Origin of the sequence: Bifidobacterium imperatoris (genome assembly GCF_002860405.1) — a bacterium.
Classification (GTDB): Bacteria; Actinomycetota; Actinomycetes; order Actinomycetales; family Bifidobacteriaceae; genus Bifidobacterium; species Bifidobacterium imperatoris.
The window spans coordinates 22,305-42,447 of the sequence record NZ_NMWV01000007.1 but is presented as its reverse complement, the minus strand read 5'-3'; the positions used below and the strand labels follow the sequence as shown (position 1 = coordinate 42,447).

Sequence of the window (20,143 nt, the reverse complement as noted above, 5' to 3'; positions counted from 1 at the left end):
TCGCCTTGAGGTACTTCGCGCACGGCGCATCCATCATCAGCCACCCCTGGACCAGCAGCTCGCGCGACTGCTCCGAATACCGCTTCGGCCGCTCCGCGGGCGACATCGACGGCCTGCCGCGCCCGGCTTCCGTGAGTCTGCGTCTCGCGGTGCTCCTGCCGATTCCCAGCACGGAGCACATCTCATCGAGGATGCGTCCCTTGTCCTTCTTCGACGCCTTCATGTATTCATCCCTGAATCTCAGGGTGACCTGCCGCTTCGTCGCCATGCTGATCCTGTCTTCCATAAGACAAGCCAAACAGGACCGATACCGTTCGCGCTCATTCCCGATGAGGCACCACCACACCCTACGCGCTCAAAAAACGTGAGGCACGTCGATTGCGAAGAAAAACAACAGTTCTCATTAATAATTAATAAAGGAGTACATAATGCGCACGATCAATATGTACATTAACGGACATTGGGTTGAATCTGCGTCCGGCAAAGTCACGGAAATCATCAACCCTGCCAATGGCAGCACATTCGCACAAGCCACGCGCGGCACAGCCGAAGATGTGAACATGGCAGTCGCAGCAGCCAAACAAGCATTCAAGCCCGGCTCACTGTGGCGCCATCTCACGGCAGACGAACGCGCGGAACTACTCAATAAAGCCGCCGATCTGATCGAAGCGAGAGCCGAGGAACTCGCTCTTGCCGAAACCAATAGCATGGGAAGGGTTTATAAGGAAACCAGGTACGACGATGTTTATGCTGCGAGCGGTGCTTTCCGTTATTACGCTTCGCTCGTACACGAATTGCAAGGCGCAGCTTCCGCGGAAAATGTCGATATGCTGACCGTGACCGTACGCGAACCGCTTGGCGTGTGCGCGGTGGTGGCTCCCTGGAATTATTCAATGGGCACGTTGGCTGCCGGTATGGCTCCAGCATTGGCCGCTGGCAATACGGTGGTGATTAAACCGTCTTCGCTCACACCGGTTTCAACCGCGATGATGGTGGAGGCTATGGAAGAGGCAGGCTTCCCCGCCGGCAGTGTGAACATGGTGCTCGGCTCTGGTTCGGAAGTCGGCTCGGCACTGGCTCAAAGTGAGGACGTGGCCAAAATTACCTTCACCGGTGGCACCGCAACCGGCAAGGATATCATTGCGAAATCCTCGACCAGCGTGAAGCGTTATGCTATGGAGCTCGGCGGTAAGTCGCCGTTCATTATCTTCGATGATGCCGATCTGGATGTGGCGGTTGACCGGCTGATGTTCGGTATTTTCTTGAGCCAAGGCCAGGTATGCATCGCCGGTTCCCGACTGCTAGTGCAGAGCACCATCTATGAACAGGTCATGCATATGCTTGAAGAGCGGATTCCGAAGATACGCATTGGCATGCCGCTCGACGAGGATACGGAATTTGGCCCGATGGTGTCCAAACGTCATATGGAGCATGTACTGGAATACATTGAAATCGGTAAGGCAGAAGGTGCCAAGGTATTGATCGGCGGGCATCGCATCACCAAGGGCGACTTTGCAAAGGGCTATTTCATCGAGCCGACCGTATTGGTGAACTGCAATGAGCATATGCGCGTAGTCAGTGAGGAGATTTTCGGGCCGGTGCTCACCGTGCAGACTTTCAGTGACGAAGCCGAGGCGGTTCGTCTTGCCAACAGCACCAGTTACGGTCTCGCTGGCGGTGTGTTCACACGCGATATGGGGCGCGCGCTGCGGGTGTGCACCAATGTGAACACCGGCATAATGTGGGCGAACACGTATATGGATGAGACGCCAGGCGTGCCGGTAAGCCCGCATAAGCAAAGCGGTACCACAGTGGATGGCGGTCTTGATGGCCTTAAGGAATACACGGTACTGAAGCAGATCAATCTCAAGATGAGTCCGGAGAAGTCGGGCTGGTTCAATAGCTGACCGCGCAGTTACTGCCTGTATCGGGACGGGAACAGGCAGTATGTGCGCGTCTTGACGAAACGCCCGCGCAGTTACTGCCTGTATTGGTGACCAAACAGGCAGTAACTGCGCGGGCGTTTGAGAATGATTCTCCGCGACCCTAGATGGCGTTCGCTCGAACGATATCCCTGAATCGCAATGCTGAATCCTTCCAAATGCGCTCTTCAGTGTCGTAATCCACACGAATAATGCCGAAGCGCTTGCTCAGACCCAGAGCCCATTCGAAGTTGTCCAACAGCGACCATGCATAGTAGCCGGTTACGTTGGCCCCAGCTTCGAGAGCGTCGGCAACCGCCTGAATATGCTGATTCATGTAGTTGACACGCTGCGGATCGTGAACAATCTTGCCACCAGGAGCTGCGGCATCTTCGGTGACCACATCATCCCAAGCGGAACCGTTTTCGGTGACCATCAACGGCAGATCCGGGAAACGTGTGCTCAACTCGGTAAGCAGACCGGTCAAACCCTGAGGCTCCTGATTCCAACCCATTGCGGTCAATGCGCCTGCAGGCGGCAGGGACTCAACGATATCCTGAGCCGGCACTGGACCGTTATTCACAGTGCCGGGCGCGGCATGGCGCACGTGCGTGGTGGAGTAATAGTTCAGGCCCAGCACATCAAGCGGCTGATGGATTTCTTCCATATCGCCATCCTTGACAAAGGACCAATCGGTAATGTCACGAGTCACATCGAAGATGCCGGAATCATAACGCCCCTGCAGCATCGGCCCATAGAACACCTCATTGTTAATCAAATCAGCGCGCTGCTTGGCCAGCAGGTCCTCAGGCGCATCGGTTTCGGCGATGTTGACCGCTGGATTCAGTGTGACGGACATACGCGCATCGTCGCCCAACACGGAGCGGATGGCCTGAATGCCCAAGCCGTGCGCAAGGTTCAGATGGTGCACGGCTTCCAATGCCTTGGCGTAATCCTTAATGCCTGGCGCATGCACACCATTGCCATAGCCAAGGTAGGCGGTGCACCACGGCTCGTTGAGCGTGGTCCAAGTGTCTACGCGATCGCCAAATGCCTGAGCCAAGGTTCTTGCATAGTCGGCGTAGCGCTTTGCAGTATCGCGGTTCGGCCAGCCACCACGATCTTCCAGGTACTGCGGCAAATCCCAGTGGTACATTGTGCACACTGGCTTGATGCCGGCCTCACGCAGGGCATCCAGCAAACGCAGGTAATAGTCAAGGCCTTCCTGATTGACCGGGCCATCGAATTCAGGGAAGATGCGGGTCCAGGACACTGAAAAACGATAGGCGCCTACGCCGATGCGTTTCATGATGTCGATGTCTTCCATGTAACGGTGGTACTGGTCGCACGCTTTCTCGCCGGATGTACCGTCCGCAATGGTGCCGGGCTTGGCGCAGAACGTATCCCAGATGGAATCAGTGCGTCCGCCTTCATGGGCGGCACCTTCCACTTGATAGGAGGCGGTGGCGGTGCCCCATGTGAAATCGTTCGGGAATGCAAAAGTCATGAAAACTCCTCAGTATCGAGGTCTTGTAATGAGCAAAGAACAGAGCGAAAGAAATAGAAAAGGCTTACAAGGGGGGGGGAGGTTGCTGGTTTCCTGCCGAAGCGGGAAACCAGCAACCGTCAGAAGGAGAGACAGAGACGTATAGTACGGGGGCCGATATCAGCCCTTGACGGCACCTGCCATAATGCCGGAGACCAGCTGCTTGCCTGCGAAGAAGAACAGCAGGACTAGCGGGAAGGTGGTGAGCAGCACGCCGGACATCACGATGGTGTAGTCCGTGAAGTGTGCACCCTTCAGGGCGGAGGCAGCAACAGTGAGCATGCTGTTCTTGTTGGAACCGAGCACCAGCATAGGCCAGAAGTAGTTGGTCCATTGACCGATGAAGGTAAAGAGGAACAGCATGGAGGCTGCCGGCTTGGCGGCTGGCAGGCCGACGGAGAGGAACGTGCGGAACATGGAGCAGCCATCGACACGCGCGGCCTCAATCAGCTCGTACGGCAATGCGTCAGAAAGATATTGCGTCATCCAGAACACACCGAATGCGCTGACCAGACCAGGGATGATGACGGCGAGCAGATTGCCATACAGACCAGCCTTGTTGGCCATGATGTACAACGGAACAACGCTGAGCTGCTGCGGAATGGTCATGGTGGCCACCACACAGGTCAGCAGCATGTTGCGACCGCGGAAACGCAGCTTGGCGAAGGAATAGCCGGCCAAAGTGCTGAAGAACACGGTGGAGATGGAGACCACGGTGGACACGGTAAAGGTACCGCCGAGAGCCTGCCAGAACTTCAGTTCGGCAAATGCTCGACTGAGGTTGCGCAATAGCGAACCGCCTGGAATCAGGGCCTGTACACCGTACTGGTTGCTTGGCGTATCCTGCGAGGCGATGGAGATCGCATAATACAGCGGGAACACGAATACCAGCAGGGTGATGACAAGGACCAGATAGCTGGCCCAGCCTGGTTTGCGGCCTTCGGAGGTCAATCCCAGACGAGCCTTGCGCTGACGCGAGGCGGAGTGGGCAACACCCTTGCCATATACCTGTTCGAGAGCGGGGGTGCCGAGTTCGTTTGCAGTTGATTCTTTACCCATGATGATTCCCTTACTCGATTCCTGCGGCAGCACGAGCGTTGGCACCAGAGCGAATGGCGCGCTGACGTTCTGCCTCGTTGCGTTCTGCGGAAAGCTTCTGAGCCTTCTTGTCGTTCTTCTGGCCACCGGTAGCCATGCGCTGGGTCAGGTAGAAGTTCAACAGTGCGATGGCCACGATGATAAGGAACAGCAACCAAGCCACTGCGGCTGCACGGCCGAGGTTCGGCTGACCAGGGGTCACGTTCACGAAGCCAAGCTTGTAGAGGTAGAGGCTGACGGTCAGGTACTGATTGTTCGGACCACCGCCGGAGCTTGCGCCGTTGTGGAACAGCTGCGGCTCATCGAAGATCTGCAGACCACCGATGGTGGAGGTGATGATAACGAAGATCAGGGTGGGCTTCAGCATCGGAAGAGTAATGGAGCGGAAGGTGCGCCACTTGCCGGCGCCATCCACGACTGCGGCTTCCAGCACGTCACGCGGAATGGCCTGCATGGCGGCCAGAAGAATCAGGGTGTTGTAGCCGATCCAACGCCAGTTCACAATGGTGGCGATGGCGATATGCGACCAGATGGTGCTGCCGTGCCACATGATGGGCTGTAGTCCGACCTGCTGCAACAGCACGTTGATGGCACCCATCTTGTCGGAGAAGATCTGGGAGAAGATGATACCTGCGGCGGAAGGTGCAACCACGTAAGGAAGCAGCACACCCATGCGCCAGAAGGTCTTGGCTCTGAGGTTGCCATCAAGAATCCATGCGAGCCACAGGGCGATGATAATCTGCGGCACGGAGCTCAGCAGGAAGATGCTGAACGAGTTGCGCAGTGCCACATAGAAGGCGGGCTGATGCAGCACCCACAGGAAGTTGCCATACCAGGATGGCGTGGTGCTATTGCAGGTTGCGCCGCACACGGCAAGACCGGCGTCACCGGTCAGAGTGTTGTAAGAACGGGTGGCGATAACCACGGTGTAGATCAGCGGGAAGAGCCCGACGATCAGGAACAGAATGAAGAATGGTGCGATGTAGATGTACGGCGAAGCTTTCCATTCGAAGTTACCAAGCTTGCTCCGCCATGATTTATTAGGCTGCGCGTTTTTCGCTGCCATGATGTCTCCTTTGACGAATCCCCACATAGAAGGTGCCGGCTGGAATTGCCCACCCGGCACCTTTACTGCTGATTAGTTATGAATTGTCAGGACAGGGCCTTGACGTCTGCCACGTACTGCTTCCAGGCCTGAGCAGGAGTCTGCTCCTTGGTCACGTCCACACGGCCCAGTGCATCACCGAACTTGGAGTCGATGTCGTAGTACTGTGCGCCGGTGTACGGAACGATCTTGACGGCGTTGGCACGGTCAGCGAAGATCTTGCCGGTAGGAGCATTGTTCAGGAACTCGTCGGTCTTGTCGGCCACGGCCGGGTCCTTCATGGCCTTCGGGGAACTCGGGTAGTTGGATGCGGCCTTGAAGGTGGCAACCTGCTGCTCAGGAGCAGTCAGCCATGCAACCAGCTTGGCGGCTTCGGTTTGAACCTTGGAGGTCTTCGGCACCACGAGCCAGGAACCACCCTGGTTGGAACCGCCGCCAGGGGTCACGTCAGCAATGTCCCAGCCCTTGAAGTCGGAGCCGGAGTTGCCCTTGATGTTGTTGACGAGCCATGCCGGGCACATGATGGTGGCGAAGCCGTTGTCGGCCTTGAACATGGCGTTCCAGTCATCGGACCACTGAGAAACATGAGCGGACATTTCGGAGGTGGCGGTCAGCTGATCGTACAGGCTCTTGATCTTGTCGCCGGTGGCAACAACCGTGCCGTCCTGCTTGACGTAAGCTTCCTTGAGCTGAGTCTTCATGGTGGACCAGATGCCGCCCATAGCGTCATACCACGGCAGGCCGGTCTTCTCGGTGTACTGCTTGCCAACCTCGAAGTACTTGTCCCAAGTGGCGTTGTCACCACCGAGCATCTGAGCGACCTGGTCACGGTCGGTCGGCAGACCGGCCTTGGCGAACAAATCGGAACGGTAGCACAGAGCGGTCGGGCCGATGTCGTTGCCGGCGCCGATGGTCTTACCGTCGGCGGTCTTGGCACCCTGAACCTTCCAGTCGAGCCAGTCATTGCCCTTGAGGTAGTCGGTCAAATCCATGAAGGAATCAGGCATGGCGAGGATGGAAGGCATCCAAGCGATATCCACGGCGTAAATGTCGTAGGCATCTGCGCCGGAGGAGATTGCGGTATTGAAGGCGGAACGAGCATCGTCGGAACCGGATGCAACCGTTTCCTCAATTTTGATGTTCGGATGTTCCTTCTCGTACTTGCTCCACAGGTCTGCACCCGGGCGTTCGTTGGTGGCCTTGCCATAGCCGAAGTTGTTGAAGGTCTGAATCTTGATGATGGTCTTGCCATCGGAAGTCTTGGCACCCTCATCGCCGCAGTAGAGTTGCCGCAGGCCGCCATGCCAGTCATCGTCGCGACGGCCAGTGCCGCAGCGAAGATGCGCTTCACAGACTTCGTTACCATTTGCTTTCTCCTTTTCCGCGAAGCTCTGCTGCGAGCCCCGCTCCCTTTACGATGCGTCGTCACACCGCAAAATTTTTGGAACCGCTTCCAAAAACCGATTGTTAAATTACCGTCCGGTACTTAGTTCGTCAAATTATTTGACACAATTAGCGTGTCGTGTCACATGTGCACGTTCACAAGCAAACACAACAAAACAAGCTAACTCAGAATCGAACAATTAGAGAAAGAACCTATAGAAATAAAGTCACACAATGCTTGCAACCGATTCCGCATGGCATTCCAGATATTCTGGATAACGCATGAAACCCGAACGATTGCAGCATTCCTTGTCTTGCATCAATAGGGTAAGACAAGCAAAACCATACGGAAAGAAAACGGGCATATCAACCAATAACGCATATGCGTTCCATCATGGCGCCAAACCGTTTGACTCAGATTCCGAATGGAAGCCCCCGTTTACACCCAACTTCTATGAGTAAATCCGATTGCTTCCGCGCCTTCCACCGGTTCAACAAGAAACGCGATACAAAGCGGAATCATGCGCTTTCGCGGCGAACAAGAGGAGCAGGAAATACCACGGCCTTACGCTTCCACTCCCCCGATTCCAAGCGTTCGCAAAGCATCTCGGTCGCGGTCTTCGCCATCGTGGCCAACGGCTGCGAAAATGTGGTCAGGCTTGGAGATACAGCCTGCGCCACATGAAAATCATCGAATCCAATAAGTGCCACGTCCTCGGGAACCCGTTTACCGGTAGCCAGCAGCGCCTTGAGTGCACCGACTGCAATCTGATCTGACTGCGCGAAAACGCCATCCACTTCAGGATGCTCAGCAAGTACCTGCCGCATCACATTTTCGCCATGCTCAGTCCCATATTCGCCTGGGACCAATGCAATCGGTTCCATCTTCAGAGTCTTTAGCGCGGCTCTCACACCTTGAGTGCGCAGTACTGATGCCTGCATATCGGTCGGGCCTGCAATTACTGCGATATGTTTGCGACCGAGCTTACGCAGCAACATCATTGCATCATAGCCACCCTGATAATTATCGACGTCAACATACGGGTAATGCATGGAGGGATCCGGTTGACCGATGGAGACAATCAGTTTACCGGATTGTTCGAGTACATCCGCAAATGATTTCGAATAATGGAAGCTGACCATGACGATGCCGGCTGCTCCAGAACTTTTCAGAATCTCAGCAAAACCATGCGCATCATGCGGTTTGGTCAGTACGAGGAACGGCAACAAATGTGCAGCGGTAAAGGACGTTGCCAGCTGGGATACCATTCCGGAAACAAATGCATCGCGGAACACAAAGTCGGGATTCTCAGGCACCACGATGGCGATAATGTTCGATTTGCCTGAGGTCAGCTGCTTGGCAGCCTGATTGGGCACAAAATGCAGGGCTTCTGCGGCTTCCTGCACCTTCAATCGCGTTTTTGCCGATGCCGATCCATTGCCAAGTGCGCGAGAAGCCGTGGAAACGGCAACGCCGGCCAATTTCGCCACATCGCGAATTGTAACCGTTTCCTTTTCCATGCGCAGACCTCCCGCCCAAAACATCCGTGATTGATTACTTTACAACGACTCTTCCCCGCAGCAATCGTTCTCAATAAAGAAACATGCAAGGCTTTCAGCATATGAACCGCATAGAGCAAGCAGCGGAACCTTGGAACGCCAAGACTCCGCCCTCTCCCGCGCAGTTACTGCCTGTTTTTATCCCGAAACAGGCAGTATGTGCGCGTCTTAACGTAGCGCTCGCGCAGTTACTGCCTGTATTCGTCATCAAACAGGCAGTAACTGCGCGAGTGCATAACGGATAGTGGGTGGAACCTTAATTGAAGGTTCCACCCACTATCCGTTATGCGCGGTGATGAGCGCCTTCACCGCGCAAGCTTCAACAGAGAACGACGACTAGATGGCGTTCTCCTGGACGATTTGCCTAAATCGCAGCGCCGAATCCTTCCAGATACGCGCTTGGGTGTCGTAATCCACACGAATAATGCCAAATCGCTTGGTATAGCCATACGCCCACTCGAAGTTATCGAGCAGACTCCAGGCAAAGTAACCAGTCACGTTTGCCCCAGCCGCCAAAGCGTCGGCAACCGCTTGTACATGCGCATTCAGATAGGCCACTCGCTGTGGATCATGAACAATACGTCCACCCGGTGCAGCGGAATCCTCACTGACTTCATCTTCCCATGCCGAGCCGTTTTCGGTAATCACTATCGGCAGGTCGGGCCAGCGTTCACTGAGTTCGCAGAGCAGAGCGGTCAGCGCTTTCGGCTCCTGATTCCACCCCATCGCCGTCAATTCGCCGGTGGGAGGCAGTGTTTCCACGTTCTCCTGCGCAGGCATCGCATTGGCATGCCGATCACCAGCAAAGGAGCCAGCATCAGTAGCGACGCAGCCGCGCACATGATTGGTCGAATAGTAATTGATACCTAATGCGTCAATTGGCTGGTGCGCGATTTCAACGTCACCGTCCTGGATGAATGACCAATCGGTGACATGCTTGGTAACCTCGAAAATCTCCGGATTGTATGCGCCGTCAATCATAGGCCCCAAAAACACCTCATTGGCCATAAGATCGGCACGATGCTTGGCCGCAATATCTTCAGACGCATCGGTTTCGGCCACATTAGCGGCCAAGTTCAGCGTGACGGCAACCTTGGCCCGCTCCCCCAATTCAGCACGTATAGCCTTGACGGCAAGACCGTGAGCCAGATTGAGATGATGCACGGCAGCGAGCGCCTTGGCATGATCACGCAATCCGGGCGCATGAGCACCATTGCCATACCCTAAATATGCACTGCACCACGGTTCGTTCAATGTAATCCATGTATCCACCAGGTCGCCGAACTCATGCACGAGGACCGCAACGTAATCGGCGAATCGCAACGCGGTTTCCCGGTTCACCCATCCGCCACGATCTTCCAAATATTGCGGCAAATCCCAGTGATACAGCGTCACGGCAGGTTTGATTCCGGCTTCGTGCAAGGCTTTCAGCACTCGCCGGTAATAGTCGATGCCTTCCTGATTCACTGGTCCGCCATATTTGGGAACGATGCGCGACCACGCCACGGAAAGCCGGTAAGCCCCTACGCCAAGCTCTTGCATGAGCTTGATGTCCTCCAAGTAGCGATGGTATTGGTCGCAGGCGAATTCACCACTGGAGCCGTCCAAGATATTGCCCGGCACCGCACAATACGTGTCCCAAATAGATGCGGTACGACCACCTTCATAAATTGCGCCTTCGACCTGATAGGAGGCGGTGGCGGTTCCCCATGTAAAATCTTTCGGGAATGTGAATGTCATGGCGGTATCTCCATAAACCATTGATAACAAAGCGGCAGCTCCCTCACGGAAGGAAGGAGCTGCCATCATTCATGCATTACAGCACCACGGTGCCGGATTCAGCCTTGACGATCTCGCCGTCCGCGCCCAGTCGGGCGGAGAATGCGCGGCCGTCGGAGCTGGAGACTTCCACGCCGGCCGGGGTACGGCGGGCGGTGAAGGTCACGGAGGAGCCGTCGATTTCGCTGACCACCGCTTCGGCGGATTCGGCATCGGTCAGGAACACGGAAACCAGAGCGTCGGTGCCGTAGACACGGTCCGGCTTGGTTTCGCCCGGGTTGGTGACGATGACGGAGCCGTCGCGCACCCACAGCGGGATGGAATCGTAGCCGTGCACCTCGTTGCGCCACACGCCACCCTGCGCCTTCTCGCCAGTGAGCCAGTTGGTCCACACGCCTTCCGGCAGGTAGTAGGAAACTTCGCCGGAGTAGGTGAATACAGGGGCCACCAAGAAGTTCGGGCCGAACATGTACTGGCGGTCCAGCGTACGGCAGGTCTGGTCATCCGGGAATTCGACGAACATGGAACGCATTACCGGAGTGCCGTTGATGTGCGGCTTCAGGCCGGTCTCGTAGACGTACGGCATGAGTTCGAGCTTGAGCTTGGTGAACTTGCGGGCCACGTCCACGGCGGTCTGACCGGGAACCAGCTCCACGCCGTTTTTCTTGTCTTCCTCGTCGAACAGCCACGGCACGCGGTACACAGTGGAGCCGTGCAGACGGGAGTGGGAGCCCAGAAGGCCGAATGCCACCCAACGCTTGTAGACTGCCGGATCCGGGAAGGCGCCTTCGAAGCCGCCAATGTCGTGGCTCCAGAAGCCGAAGCCAGAGGAGGTCAGGGACAGACCTGCGCGCAGGGACTGTGCCATGCCGTTGAAGGTGGATTCGCAGTCGCCGCCCCAGTGCACGGGCTGCTGCTGGCCGCCCACGGTTGCCGATCGGGCGTACAGGCATGCGTTGCCCTTGCCGTAGGTTTCCTCAATCGCCTCGAACACTGTCTGGTTGTAGAGCTGGGTGTACCAGTTGTGCATGGAGAGCTTCGGGGAGCCGTCGTACCAGACCACGTCGCGCGGGATACGCTCGCCGAAGTCGGTCTTGATGGCGTCCACGCCCTGGTGCAGCAGCTTCTTGACCTTGCCCTTGAACCATTCGCGGGCCTCAGGGTTGGTGAAGTCCACCAAGCCCATGCCGGCCTGCCAGAAGTCGGTCTGCCAGACTTCGCCATTGGCCTTCTTGACGAGGTAGCCCTTGTCGCGGCCTTCCTTGAACATGTCGCCGCGCTGGCCGATGTACGGGTTGATCCATGCGCAGATGTGCAGGCCTTTGTCCTCGTGCAGACGCTTCAGCGTGGATTCGATGTCGCCGAAGAAGCGCTTGTCCCATTCGAAATCGCACCAGTGGAATTCACGCATCCAGTAGCAGTCGTAGTGGAATGCGGCCAGTGGAATATCACGCTCGGCCATGCCGTCGATGAAGGAGTTGATGGTCTGCTCGTCGTACTTGGTGGTGAACGAGGTGGTGAGCCACAAGCCGTAGCTCCATGCCGGCACGTTGGCCGGGCGGCCCACGAGCTTGGTGTAGCGGTCGAGAATCTGCTTCGGGGTCGGGCCATAGATCACGCAGAAGTCGAGGCCTTCACCCGGCACGGAGAACTGCACGGCTTCGGTGTTTTCGGAGCCGATTTCGAAGGAGACGTGGCCGCGGTTGTTCACCAGAATGCCGTAGCCGTTGGAGGTCATGTAGAACGGCACATCCTTGTAGCCCTGCTCGGATGCGGTGCCGCCGTCCTCGTTCCAGATGTCGACGGTCTGGCCGTTCTTCACGTAGGCACCGAAGCGTTCGCCCAGGCCGTAGACGTTCTCGCCCACGCCGAGGTGCAGCTGGATGGCGGTGAACACGTCGGATTCATCGCGGGCGGAGCCATCCATGGTCACACCGAATTCGCCAACCGGCTGCGCGGTGACGTTGGATTCCACACCAAGCTTGAATCGAGCCAGGGACTTGCCTTCCGACTTGGTGAGCACCTTACCGTCTTCACCGAGGAAGGTCAGGTTCCAAGGTGAGCCCTTGACGACCTTGGCAGTCAGTCCACCGGTGGTTAAAGTAACGTCCGCGCCGTTGACGCCCACTTCGCCATCACCATTGCCGTGGGCAGCCACACTCACATAGTCGCGGTTGCCGGGCTCGTCCGCGTTGAGCGGGAATCCGGGGTATTCGGTAGCGCCCAGCCAGTGGGCAGCACGTACGCGGATCACGCCTTCGGCCGGCGAGGTGATGTCCACATCGAATGTAGGCAGGTTCAACGTATCGTAGCGGCCACGCACCACAGAGGTCGGGGCAAGCACGTTGAGCTGCTCAGCTGCAGCGTCGGCGCTCAATTCATAGGCTTCACGCGCGTAGAGGGCTTCGACGCCGTCGCGAATCATCCAGTAACCGTTGGTGAACTTCATTGTTGCTGTACTCCTTGTGGGAGAGGCGGTTCCGGCCGGCAGGGAATTAGAACCGGCCGGAACCTTGGTTTATCGGGTTATGTTGGTTTGTATTATGACCCTGGGTTGCTACTTCGGGCCGTTATTCCACTACTTGACTGCACCGGAGGTGATACCGCGGGACAGCGTGCGCTGGAAGATCAAGTAGAAGATCAGGGTAGGCACGATGCTGATGAGGGATGCGGCAGCGGTGGTGGTCACATCCATCAGGCGGTCACCAGTCAGCGAGCTGACTGCAATCGGGATGGTCTGGGTGGAGTTGTCGATGAGGAAGGCCATTGGAATCATGTACTCGTTCCAGGTCCAGATGAAGAAGAACACGAGCATGACGCTCAGGGTGGGCTTGGAAATCGGGAACACGATGTCCTTGAAGATGGTCCAGCGGCTGGCACCATCGATGGTTGCTGCTTCAAGGATTGCCTTCGGGAAGGTGCCATACACGGAGGAGAGCAGGTAGGTGCCGAATGCGGACTGAATCACCGTGAAGATGATGACAATGGCCCACGGGCTGTTGTACAGGCCGATCTCCTTGAACATGATGTACAGCGGGTACAGCATGGCTTCCTGCGGCAGCATGTTGGCAAGCATGATAAGCAGCACGATCCAACGGCGACCCTTGACGCGGCCGATGCCGAGCGCGAAGGCGTTGAACATGGAGAGAATCACTGCGAAGATTGCCACAAGGCCGGAGGTCCAGATGGAGTTCCAGAGCTTTTCAGGGTAGTTGACGCGGGTCCAGAACTTCACCAGACCGTCGAGGCTGAACTCATGCGGCCAGGCCAGAGGGCCGGAGGCATTGTAGTCGGCTGTGGTCTTGAATGCGTTGAGCAGCAGGACGATGAACGGGAAGAGCATGATCAGGCCGCCGATAATCAGCAACACCATGATCGTCCAGTCGCCGACCGTGCGGTTCTTGTGAGCCCTAGGAATATTCATTTTGCGTGCGGTTGCAGAAGTCATGGTCTACTCCTCATCTTCCTTCGCAACCTTCTCCTGAAGGTTGGTGAACACAACGGCCACAATGATGATGACGATGGTCAGAGCGGTAGCAATCGCGGCACCGTAGCCAACCTGCTGCGACTGGAAGAACTGAACGTACGAGTAGTAGGACGGCACGATGGTGCTGGTGCCTGGGCCGCCCTTGGTCAGCATGTAGACCGGACCGAACACCTTCAGGGCTGCGATGGTGCAGGTCAGGGCCACCACGAAGATTTCAGGCTTGATGGCCGGCAGGGTGATGGCGAGGAAGCGCTGCCACCAGTTGGCGCCGTCGAGGCTTGCGGCTTCATACAGTTCCGGATCGACGCGCTGCAGGCCGGACATGAAGATGACCAGCGGGTAGCCTACCTGAATCCAGATCATGATGAGCATGAGGAAGATCAGTGCCGTATCTGGTTTGCCGAGCCAGTCATGTTGGAGGTTGCCGAGACCGATGGCTTCAAGCAGGGCGTTCAGTGCGCCATTCTCCGGGCGGAAGATCCAGCCCATGACCAAGGATGCGACTGCGATAGGCAGCAACTGCGGGAAGTAGTAGATGGCACGCATCGTGGATGCGGCCTTCGGTCCGAACTTCTTCTGCACCACGTCGAAGACGAGGGAGGAGAGAATTAGGCCGAGCAGAATCGGGATGACCACCATTGCAATAATCATCCAGATGGAGTTGCGGAAGGAGGTCCAGAAGGTGGTGTCCTTCATCAGTCGAGCCCAGTTGGTCAGGCCTGCGAAGGTTGGCGGCTTGATACCACGATAGTTGGTGAAGCTCAGATAAATGTTCCACACAGCCGGGATCACGATGATCCACAGCAGCATGACAAAACCTGGAATCAGGTACAGCCAGAATCGGCTTGATGGGCTGCCCGGAATGCGGGACATTCCCTTCTCACGCGCAGTTGCATCCTGCACATGCTTCTTGGTTTTCGCTGTTGCGCTCATAACGGCTCACTTCCGTTAACGTCATTGGTATTGGAATTCGGCACTGCGATGTGCGAGTGGCTTGATTTTGGGTAGGCTCACGCCAAGCCTAAGGAAAAAACAAAAATAAAGGGCGGGTTTGCCGGTTAGGATTTTGGAGGAAAACCGGCAAACCCTGAATTTATCGGAGGAGGAAGATACGTTTACTGCTGCTTTACGCCAGCGGCTTCGACACCCTTGTTGTAGTTGTCTTCCATCTGGCCGAGCACGGTCTTGACATCGGAGGTGCCGTTGACCAGTTCCTGCAGCGAGGAGTTGAGCTCGTCGTAGAAGGTGGAGGTCGGCCAATCCGGGTAGAAGCCGAGGGCGTTATCCTTCAGCACGCCGTTGAAGGAGGTGATGAGTTCCTTGGTCTTCTCGTCGGTGATCTTGTCCGGATCAGCGGCGATCGGCAGACCACCGGAGTTGCCCATCAGGTTCTGGACTTCTTCGCTCAGCGTGATGTCGATGAACTTGGCAGCGAGATCCTTGCGCTTAGAGTTCTCAGGAATGACCCAGATGTTGCCGGAGGAGCCGACGACCTTCTTGGATTCAGGGAACAGGGAGAAGGTCCAGTTGGTGTCAGCCATGTCGGACTGGAAGCGGCCGAACCACCAGGTGCCGGAGAAGAACATCGGGTAGCTGCCCTTGATGAAGTTCTGGCCGGCATCCTCGGCCTTCAGACCAGTGGAATCCTTGGAAATGTAGCCCTTGTCGACCCAATCCTTGATGGTCTTGGTGGCGTAGGTGGTTGCTTCGCCCTGCCAGTCGACGTCACCGTCGTACATCTCGTAGGCCTTGAGGAACTTGTCGGAGGCCTTCTGCAGAACCAGCTGCCACCACAGGTGCTGCAGCGGGTATTCGGCCACACCTTCGGAAAGCGGGGTCACGCCGGCATCCACGAACTTCTGCATGGCGTCTTCGAGCTCGTCCATAGTGGTCGGGATTTCGATGCCGTACTTGTCGAACATGTCCTTGTTGTAGTACATGACGATGTCTTCACCGTAGTTGGTGATGCCGTACCAGTCGCCGGAGCCCATGATGCCCTGCTCGTTGTACTTGCCGGTGTCGGCGAGGGAGCCGGAGACCTTCTTATCCCAGTTGTACTTAGAGACGTAATCGTTCAGGTTGCTCAGCAGGCCCTGGCTGGCAAGCAGGCCGGCGGTAGCGTTGCCCTTGTTGTATTCCATAACATCAGGGGCTTCGTCGGAGTTCAGAATCTGGGAAGCGTTCTGGCGAATCTGCTCGAAGGACTTCTTCTCGAACTCGACCTTGACGCCGGTCTCCTTTTCGAAGATTTCCATAGCCTTGGCCCAAGCCTTGCCCTGAGCGCCGTTGTCTTCCTCATAGTGCCAAATCTTGATGGAGGTTGGGTTCTCCTCCTGGGCGGTTTCACCGCCACCGCAGCCGGCCATGCCAATCATGGTGGCTACTGCGAGAGCTGCAGCAACGAATTTGCGGGTAGCTTTCATCTTGTCTCCTTATTCAGCGCCATTACTGATTGAAAAGCTTCGAAACGATTCGAATGTTTTCAGTAATTAAGATAACGGATTGATAACATCGCCCGCAAATTATTTCGATTGATTTCGATAAATTAATTCAACGAATGAACAATGTGAACGTTCACGCTGCAATGATAACGTTCACTTCATAAATGTTTATTTTCCTTACAAAATAAGGGCTCCTTCGCACACCTCACCTCGGCATCAATCTTTGAATCACAGACGCTGCAGTCACTCACCAACGAATGCGGGCACATTCAAACCAATTATTTCGAATCATTTCGATTCCCTCCGGTCTCCACCGCACAACAATCGAACAACTCAAGAAATACAAACAAGGCTGAGCCGTTTTCACGACTCAGCCTTGTTTATCTATCACAGGATGATGTGATCCAAGATTCCAATCAACCTGCGATTACCGCATCATTCAGGCCTTCTTCACCTCCACGGCGAGCTCGGCACCTTCCTTGACTTCCAAGGAAGTGGCGAGGGTCTCGTGAGCGATGAGATCCTTGAACTGCTCAACCTTGGCCACATCGGCAACCGGCACGGTGAGCGTCAGGGCGATACGGTCGGAAATCTCCAGACCAGCGTCCTTACGGGCATCCTGCACAGCACGGATGGCATCGCGAGCGTAGCCTTCGGCCAGCAGATCATCAGTCAGCGCGGTATCGAGAATCACGAAGCCACCGGTCGGCAGTGCTGCGGACACGGAAGCGGCGGCCTCGGCAGCGTTCTCCTCCTCCACGCGGTTGATGAGCTCGTATTCGCCTTCCACCAGAGCAACCTCGCCGTTCGGAGTTTCCACCACCGGAGCGCCGGAGGCATTCACATGCCAGGCACCGGTCTTGGAAGCCTTGATGGCGAACTGCACCTGCTTGCCCAAGCGCGGGCCGGCGGCACGGGCGTTGACCTTGAGCTGGTGCACGATCTTGAGCCCCTGAGAGCCGGCATCCTCCATCGTGCAGAACTCGATGTCCTTCACGTTAAGCTCGGACTTCAGCACCTCTGCATAAGCGCGCACGTCGTCCACGTCCTCGACCACAACGGTGAGCTTGGAGAGCGGCTGGCGCACACGAATCTGGGAGGCCTTGCGCAGGGACAGGGTGCCGGAGACAACTTCGCGCACCTTCTCCATAGCATTGACCAGCTTCGGATCATCGACCAGCACGCGGCCGAGTTCGGTGGCTTCGCCGGTCTTCTCGTCCACGACGAACGGCCAGTCAGCCAGGTGCACGGATTCGCCACCGGTGAGGCCGCGCCATACGGATTCGGCTTCCATCGGAGCGAGCGGGGCGAGCACGCGCATGAACACCTCAAGCACGGTGTACAGGGTGTTGAACGCGTTCGCGTCCTCGTTCCAGAAGCGGTCACGAGTGTTGCGGATGTACCAGTTGGTCAGCACGTCGATGAAGTCGGAGGCTGCATCGCAGGCATCGGAGATGGCGAACTCATTGAGCGACTTCTCCACCTTCTCGACCAGGCGACGAGTACGGGCCAGCAGGTAGCGGTCCATTTCCGGCAGACCGGCGACCTCATCAGCGTTGAGGTGACGGGCGTCAAAGCCCTTGCCGCCATTGGCTGCGTTGGCGTACAGCGTGAAGAAGTAATAGGAGCTCCACACCGGCAGCATGACCTGGCGAACCGTGTCGCGGATGCCTTCTGCGGTGACGATCAGGTTGCCGCCGCGCAGGATCGGCGAAGACATGAGGAACCAGCGCATGGCGTCGGAACCGTACTTGTCGAACACGCCGTTCACATCCGGGTAGTTGCGCAAGTGCTTAGACATCTTCTGGCCATCGGAGCCAAGCACGATGCCGTGGCAGATCACGTTCTTGAATGCCGGACGATCGAACAGTGCGGTGGCCATGACGTGCAACAGGTAGAACCAGCCACGGGTCTGGCCGATGTATTCGACGATGTAGTCGGCCGGGAAGTGCTGCTCGAACTTCTCCTTGTTTTCGAACGGGTAGTGGAACTGCGCGAAGGACATGGAGCCAGACTCGAACCAGCAGTCGAGCACATCCGGAATGCGGCGCATCGTGGACTTGCCGGTCGGGTCATCCGGGTTCGGGCGCGTCAGATCGTCGATCCACGGACGGTGCATGTTGATGTTGCCGTCCTTGTCGCGCGGATAGTCGCCGAAATCGTTCTTCAGCTCTTCGAGAGAACCGTAGACGTCCACACGCGGGTACTTCGGATCGTCGGAAACCCACACCGGGATCGGGGAGCCCCAGAAGCGGTTACGGGAGATGGACCAGTCACGGGCGTTGGCGAGCCACTTGCCAAACTGGCCGTCCTTCACGTTCTCCGGAATCCAGTTGATCTGCTGGTTGAGCTCCAGCAGGCGCGGCTTGATCTTGGTCACGGAAACGAACCAGGAGCTCACCGGCTTGTAGATCAGCGGGGTGGCGCAACGCCAGCAGTGCGGGTAGGAGTGCACGTAGCTCTTCTCCTGGAAGAGGATGGCGCGCTTGTCCTCATCGATCTGAGCGAGCGGACCGTCACCGGCACGCAGATTGCGCAAGATCGGCAGGTTGGCGTCGAACACGAACATGCCTTCGTATTCCGGGCACTGGGAGGTGAAGCGGCAGCCTGCATCGAGCACGTCGGTGCTCTTGATGCCCTTGGCGTTGAGCGTGTTCATATCGTCTTCGCCGTAAGGTGCCTGATGCACGAGGCCGGTACCTTCAACGGTGTCGACGTAATCGGCGGTGAAGATGGTGTAGCCGTTCGGACCGGGCACATTGCCTTCGGTCTCGGCCTTCTCACCGGCGAAGTATGGGAACACCGGCCAGTAGCGGCGGCCGGCCAGTTCGGAGCCCTTGAGCTCACGCACGACTTCGTAGTTCTCGCCAAGTTCCTTGGTGTAGTGCGGCAGCAGGTCCTTGCCGAGGTAGAACTTCTTGCCGGCGAACTTGCCTTCGGTCGGCTGGACTTCCACGTAATCGATGTCGGCACCGACCACGATGGCGAAGTTGGTGGGCACGGTCCACGGGGTGGTGGTCCAGAAGACGGCGTAGGCGTCTTCATCGCGCAGCTTAACGGCCACGGAGACGGTGGTGTCCTGACGATCCTGGTAGACGTCGGCATCCATGCGAAGCTCGTGGGCGGAAAGCGGCGTGCGATCCTTCGGGCAGTACGGCAGCACGCGGTAGCCCTGGTAAGCCAGCCCCTTGTCGTACAGCTGCTTGAATGCCCACATCACGGATTCCATGTATGGAATGTTCAAGGTCTTGTAGCCGTGTTCGAAGTCCACCCAGCGAGCCTGACGGTGCACGTAGTCCTGCCATTCGTGCGTGTACTTCAGAACGGATGCGCGGCAGGCATCGTTGAACTTATCGATGCCCATCTTCTCGATCTGATCGACGGAGTCGATGCCGAGTTCCTTCTGCGCTTCGAGCTCTGCCGGCAGACCGTGGGTATCCCAGCCGAAGACGCGGTTGACCTTGCGGCCCTTCATGGTCTGGTAACGCGGAATCACGTCCTTGGCGTAACCGGTCAGCAGGTGGCCGTAGTGCGGCAGACCGTTGGCGAACGGCGGGCCATCGAAGAACACGAATTCGTTCTGGGAGTGGTCGCCGGAAGGGTTGCGTTCCACGGACTTCTGGAAGGTATCGTCCTTATCCCAGTAGTCGAGAACGGTTTGCTCCATGTTGGGGAAGCTTGGGTTTGGCGCTACGTGTGCGGTTTCGCCGCCCTCGTTCGCCTTGGGATATACGTTTTCGCTCACCGTAAATCTCCTAGTAATACTGTGTTGGTCCTTGCAGGAGCGGCTGCGATGAAAATTCCGAGCAATGAATCAAATCA

General features: G+C 56.9%; 13 protein-coding genes and 1 pseudogene. 2 read left to right on the top strand and 12 right to left on the bottom strand.

Annotated features, from left to right (window positions below; translation table 11 throughout):
• A pseudogene (locus Tam1G_RS03325) lies at positions 1-286 on the bottom strand (integrase catalytic domain-containing protein); the annotation flags it as partial.
• A gap of 142 nt (positions 287-428) precedes the next feature.
• Between Tam1G_RS03325 and Tam1G_RS03320 the strand changes: the two are divergent.
• Positions 429-1,907, top strand: a complete 1,479-nt coding sequence (locus Tam1G_RS03320) for an aldehyde dehydrogenase family protein (RefSeq protein ID WP_101625442.1) — start codon at positions 429-431, stop codon at positions 1,905-1,907.
• Positions 1,908-2,046: 139 nt separating this feature from the next.
• Here Tam1G_RS03320 and Tam1G_RS03315 read toward each other — a convergent pair whose 3' ends face one another.
• From Tam1G_RS03315 to Tam1G_RS03300, 4 genes are all read right to left on the bottom strand, one after another.
• Positions 2,047-3,429: a GH1 family beta-glucosidase gene (locus Tam1G_RS03315; RefSeq protein WP_101625441.1), complete on the bottom strand. Its 1,383-nt coding sequence runs from the start codon at positions 3,427-3,429 to the stop codon at positions 2,047-2,049.
• A gap of 159 nt (positions 3,430-3,588) precedes the next feature.
• On the bottom strand, positions 3,589-4,527 hold the full coding sequence (locus Tam1G_RS03310) for a carbohydrate ABC transporter permease (RefSeq protein WP_101625440.1): 939 nt from the start codon (positions 4,525-4,527) through the stop codon (positions 3,589-3,591).
• A 10-nt stretch (positions 4,528-4,537) separates the two neighbouring features.
• Complete coding sequence (locus Tam1G_RS03305) at positions 4,538-5,632, bottom strand: carbohydrate ABC transporter permease (protein ID WP_101625439.1); 1,095 nt, start codon at positions 5,630-5,632, stop codon at positions 4,538-4,540.
• An 86-nt stretch (positions 5,633-5,718) separates the two neighbouring features.
• On the bottom strand, positions 5,719-6,804 hold the full coding sequence (locus tag Tam1G_RS03300; RefSeq protein WP_242689735.1) for an ABC transporter substrate-binding protein: 1,086 nt from the start codon (positions 6,802-6,804) through the stop codon (positions 5,719-5,721).
• Positions 6,805-6,816: 12 nt separating this feature from the next.
• Here Tam1G_RS03300 and Tam1G_RS11880 point away from each other — a divergent pair, with 12 nt between their 5' ends.
• Positions 6,817-7,161, top strand: coding sequence for a hypothetical protein (locus Tam1G_RS11880; protein WP_242689665.1), 345 nt, complete (start codon positions 6,817-6,819; stop codon positions 7,159-7,161).
• Positions 7,162-7,573: 412 nt separating this feature from the next.
• Here the strand turns inward: Tam1G_RS11880 and Tam1G_RS03295 are convergent, their stop codons facing one another.
• From Tam1G_RS03295 to ileS, 7 genes are all read right to left on the bottom strand, one after another.
• Positions 7,574-8,545: a LacI family DNA-binding transcriptional regulator gene (locus Tam1G_RS03295; protein WP_243394864.1), complete on the bottom strand. Its 972-nt coding sequence runs from the start codon at positions 8,543-8,545 to the stop codon at positions 7,574-7,576.
• Between the two features lie 405 nt (positions 8,546-8,950).
• Positions 8,951-10,354: a GH1 family beta-glucosidase gene (locus Tam1G_RS03285; protein ID WP_101625436.1), complete on the bottom strand. Its 1,404-nt coding sequence runs from the start codon at positions 10,352-10,354 to the stop codon at positions 8,951-8,953.
• 76 nt (positions 10,355-10,430) lie between these two features.
• Positions 10,431-12,842: an alpha-xylosidase gene (yicI, locus tag Tam1G_RS03280; RefSeq protein WP_101625435.1), complete on the bottom strand. Its 2,412-nt coding sequence runs from the start codon at positions 12,840-12,842 to the stop codon at positions 10,431-10,433.
• 129 nt (positions 12,843-12,971) lie between these two features.
• Entirely contained in the window at positions 12,972-13,841 is an 870-nt protein-coding gene (locus Tam1G_RS03275) for a carbohydrate ABC transporter permease (RefSeq protein ID WP_100494408.1), read from the bottom strand.
• A 3-nt stretch (positions 13,842-13,844) separates the two neighbouring features.
• A complete protein-coding gene (locus Tam1G_RS03270) occupies positions 13,845-14,813 on the bottom strand; it encodes a carbohydrate ABC transporter permease (protein WP_033889622.1) in 969 nt (322 codons plus the stop codon).
• Positions 14,814-14,995: 182 nt separating this feature from the next.
• Entirely contained in the window at positions 14,996-16,303 is a 1,308-nt protein-coding gene (locus Tam1G_RS03265) for an ABC transporter substrate-binding protein (RefSeq protein WP_033889620.1), read from the bottom strand.
• 457 nt (positions 16,304-16,760) lie between these two features.
• Positions 16,761-20,066 (bottom strand): mupirocin-resistant isoleucine--tRNA ligase, encoded by a 3,306-nt coding sequence (gene ileS, locus Tam1G_RS03260; protein WP_101625434.1) that lies wholly within the window; start codon positions 20,064-20,066, stop codon positions 16,761-16,763.
• Positions 20,067-20,143: the final 77 nt, after the last annotated feature.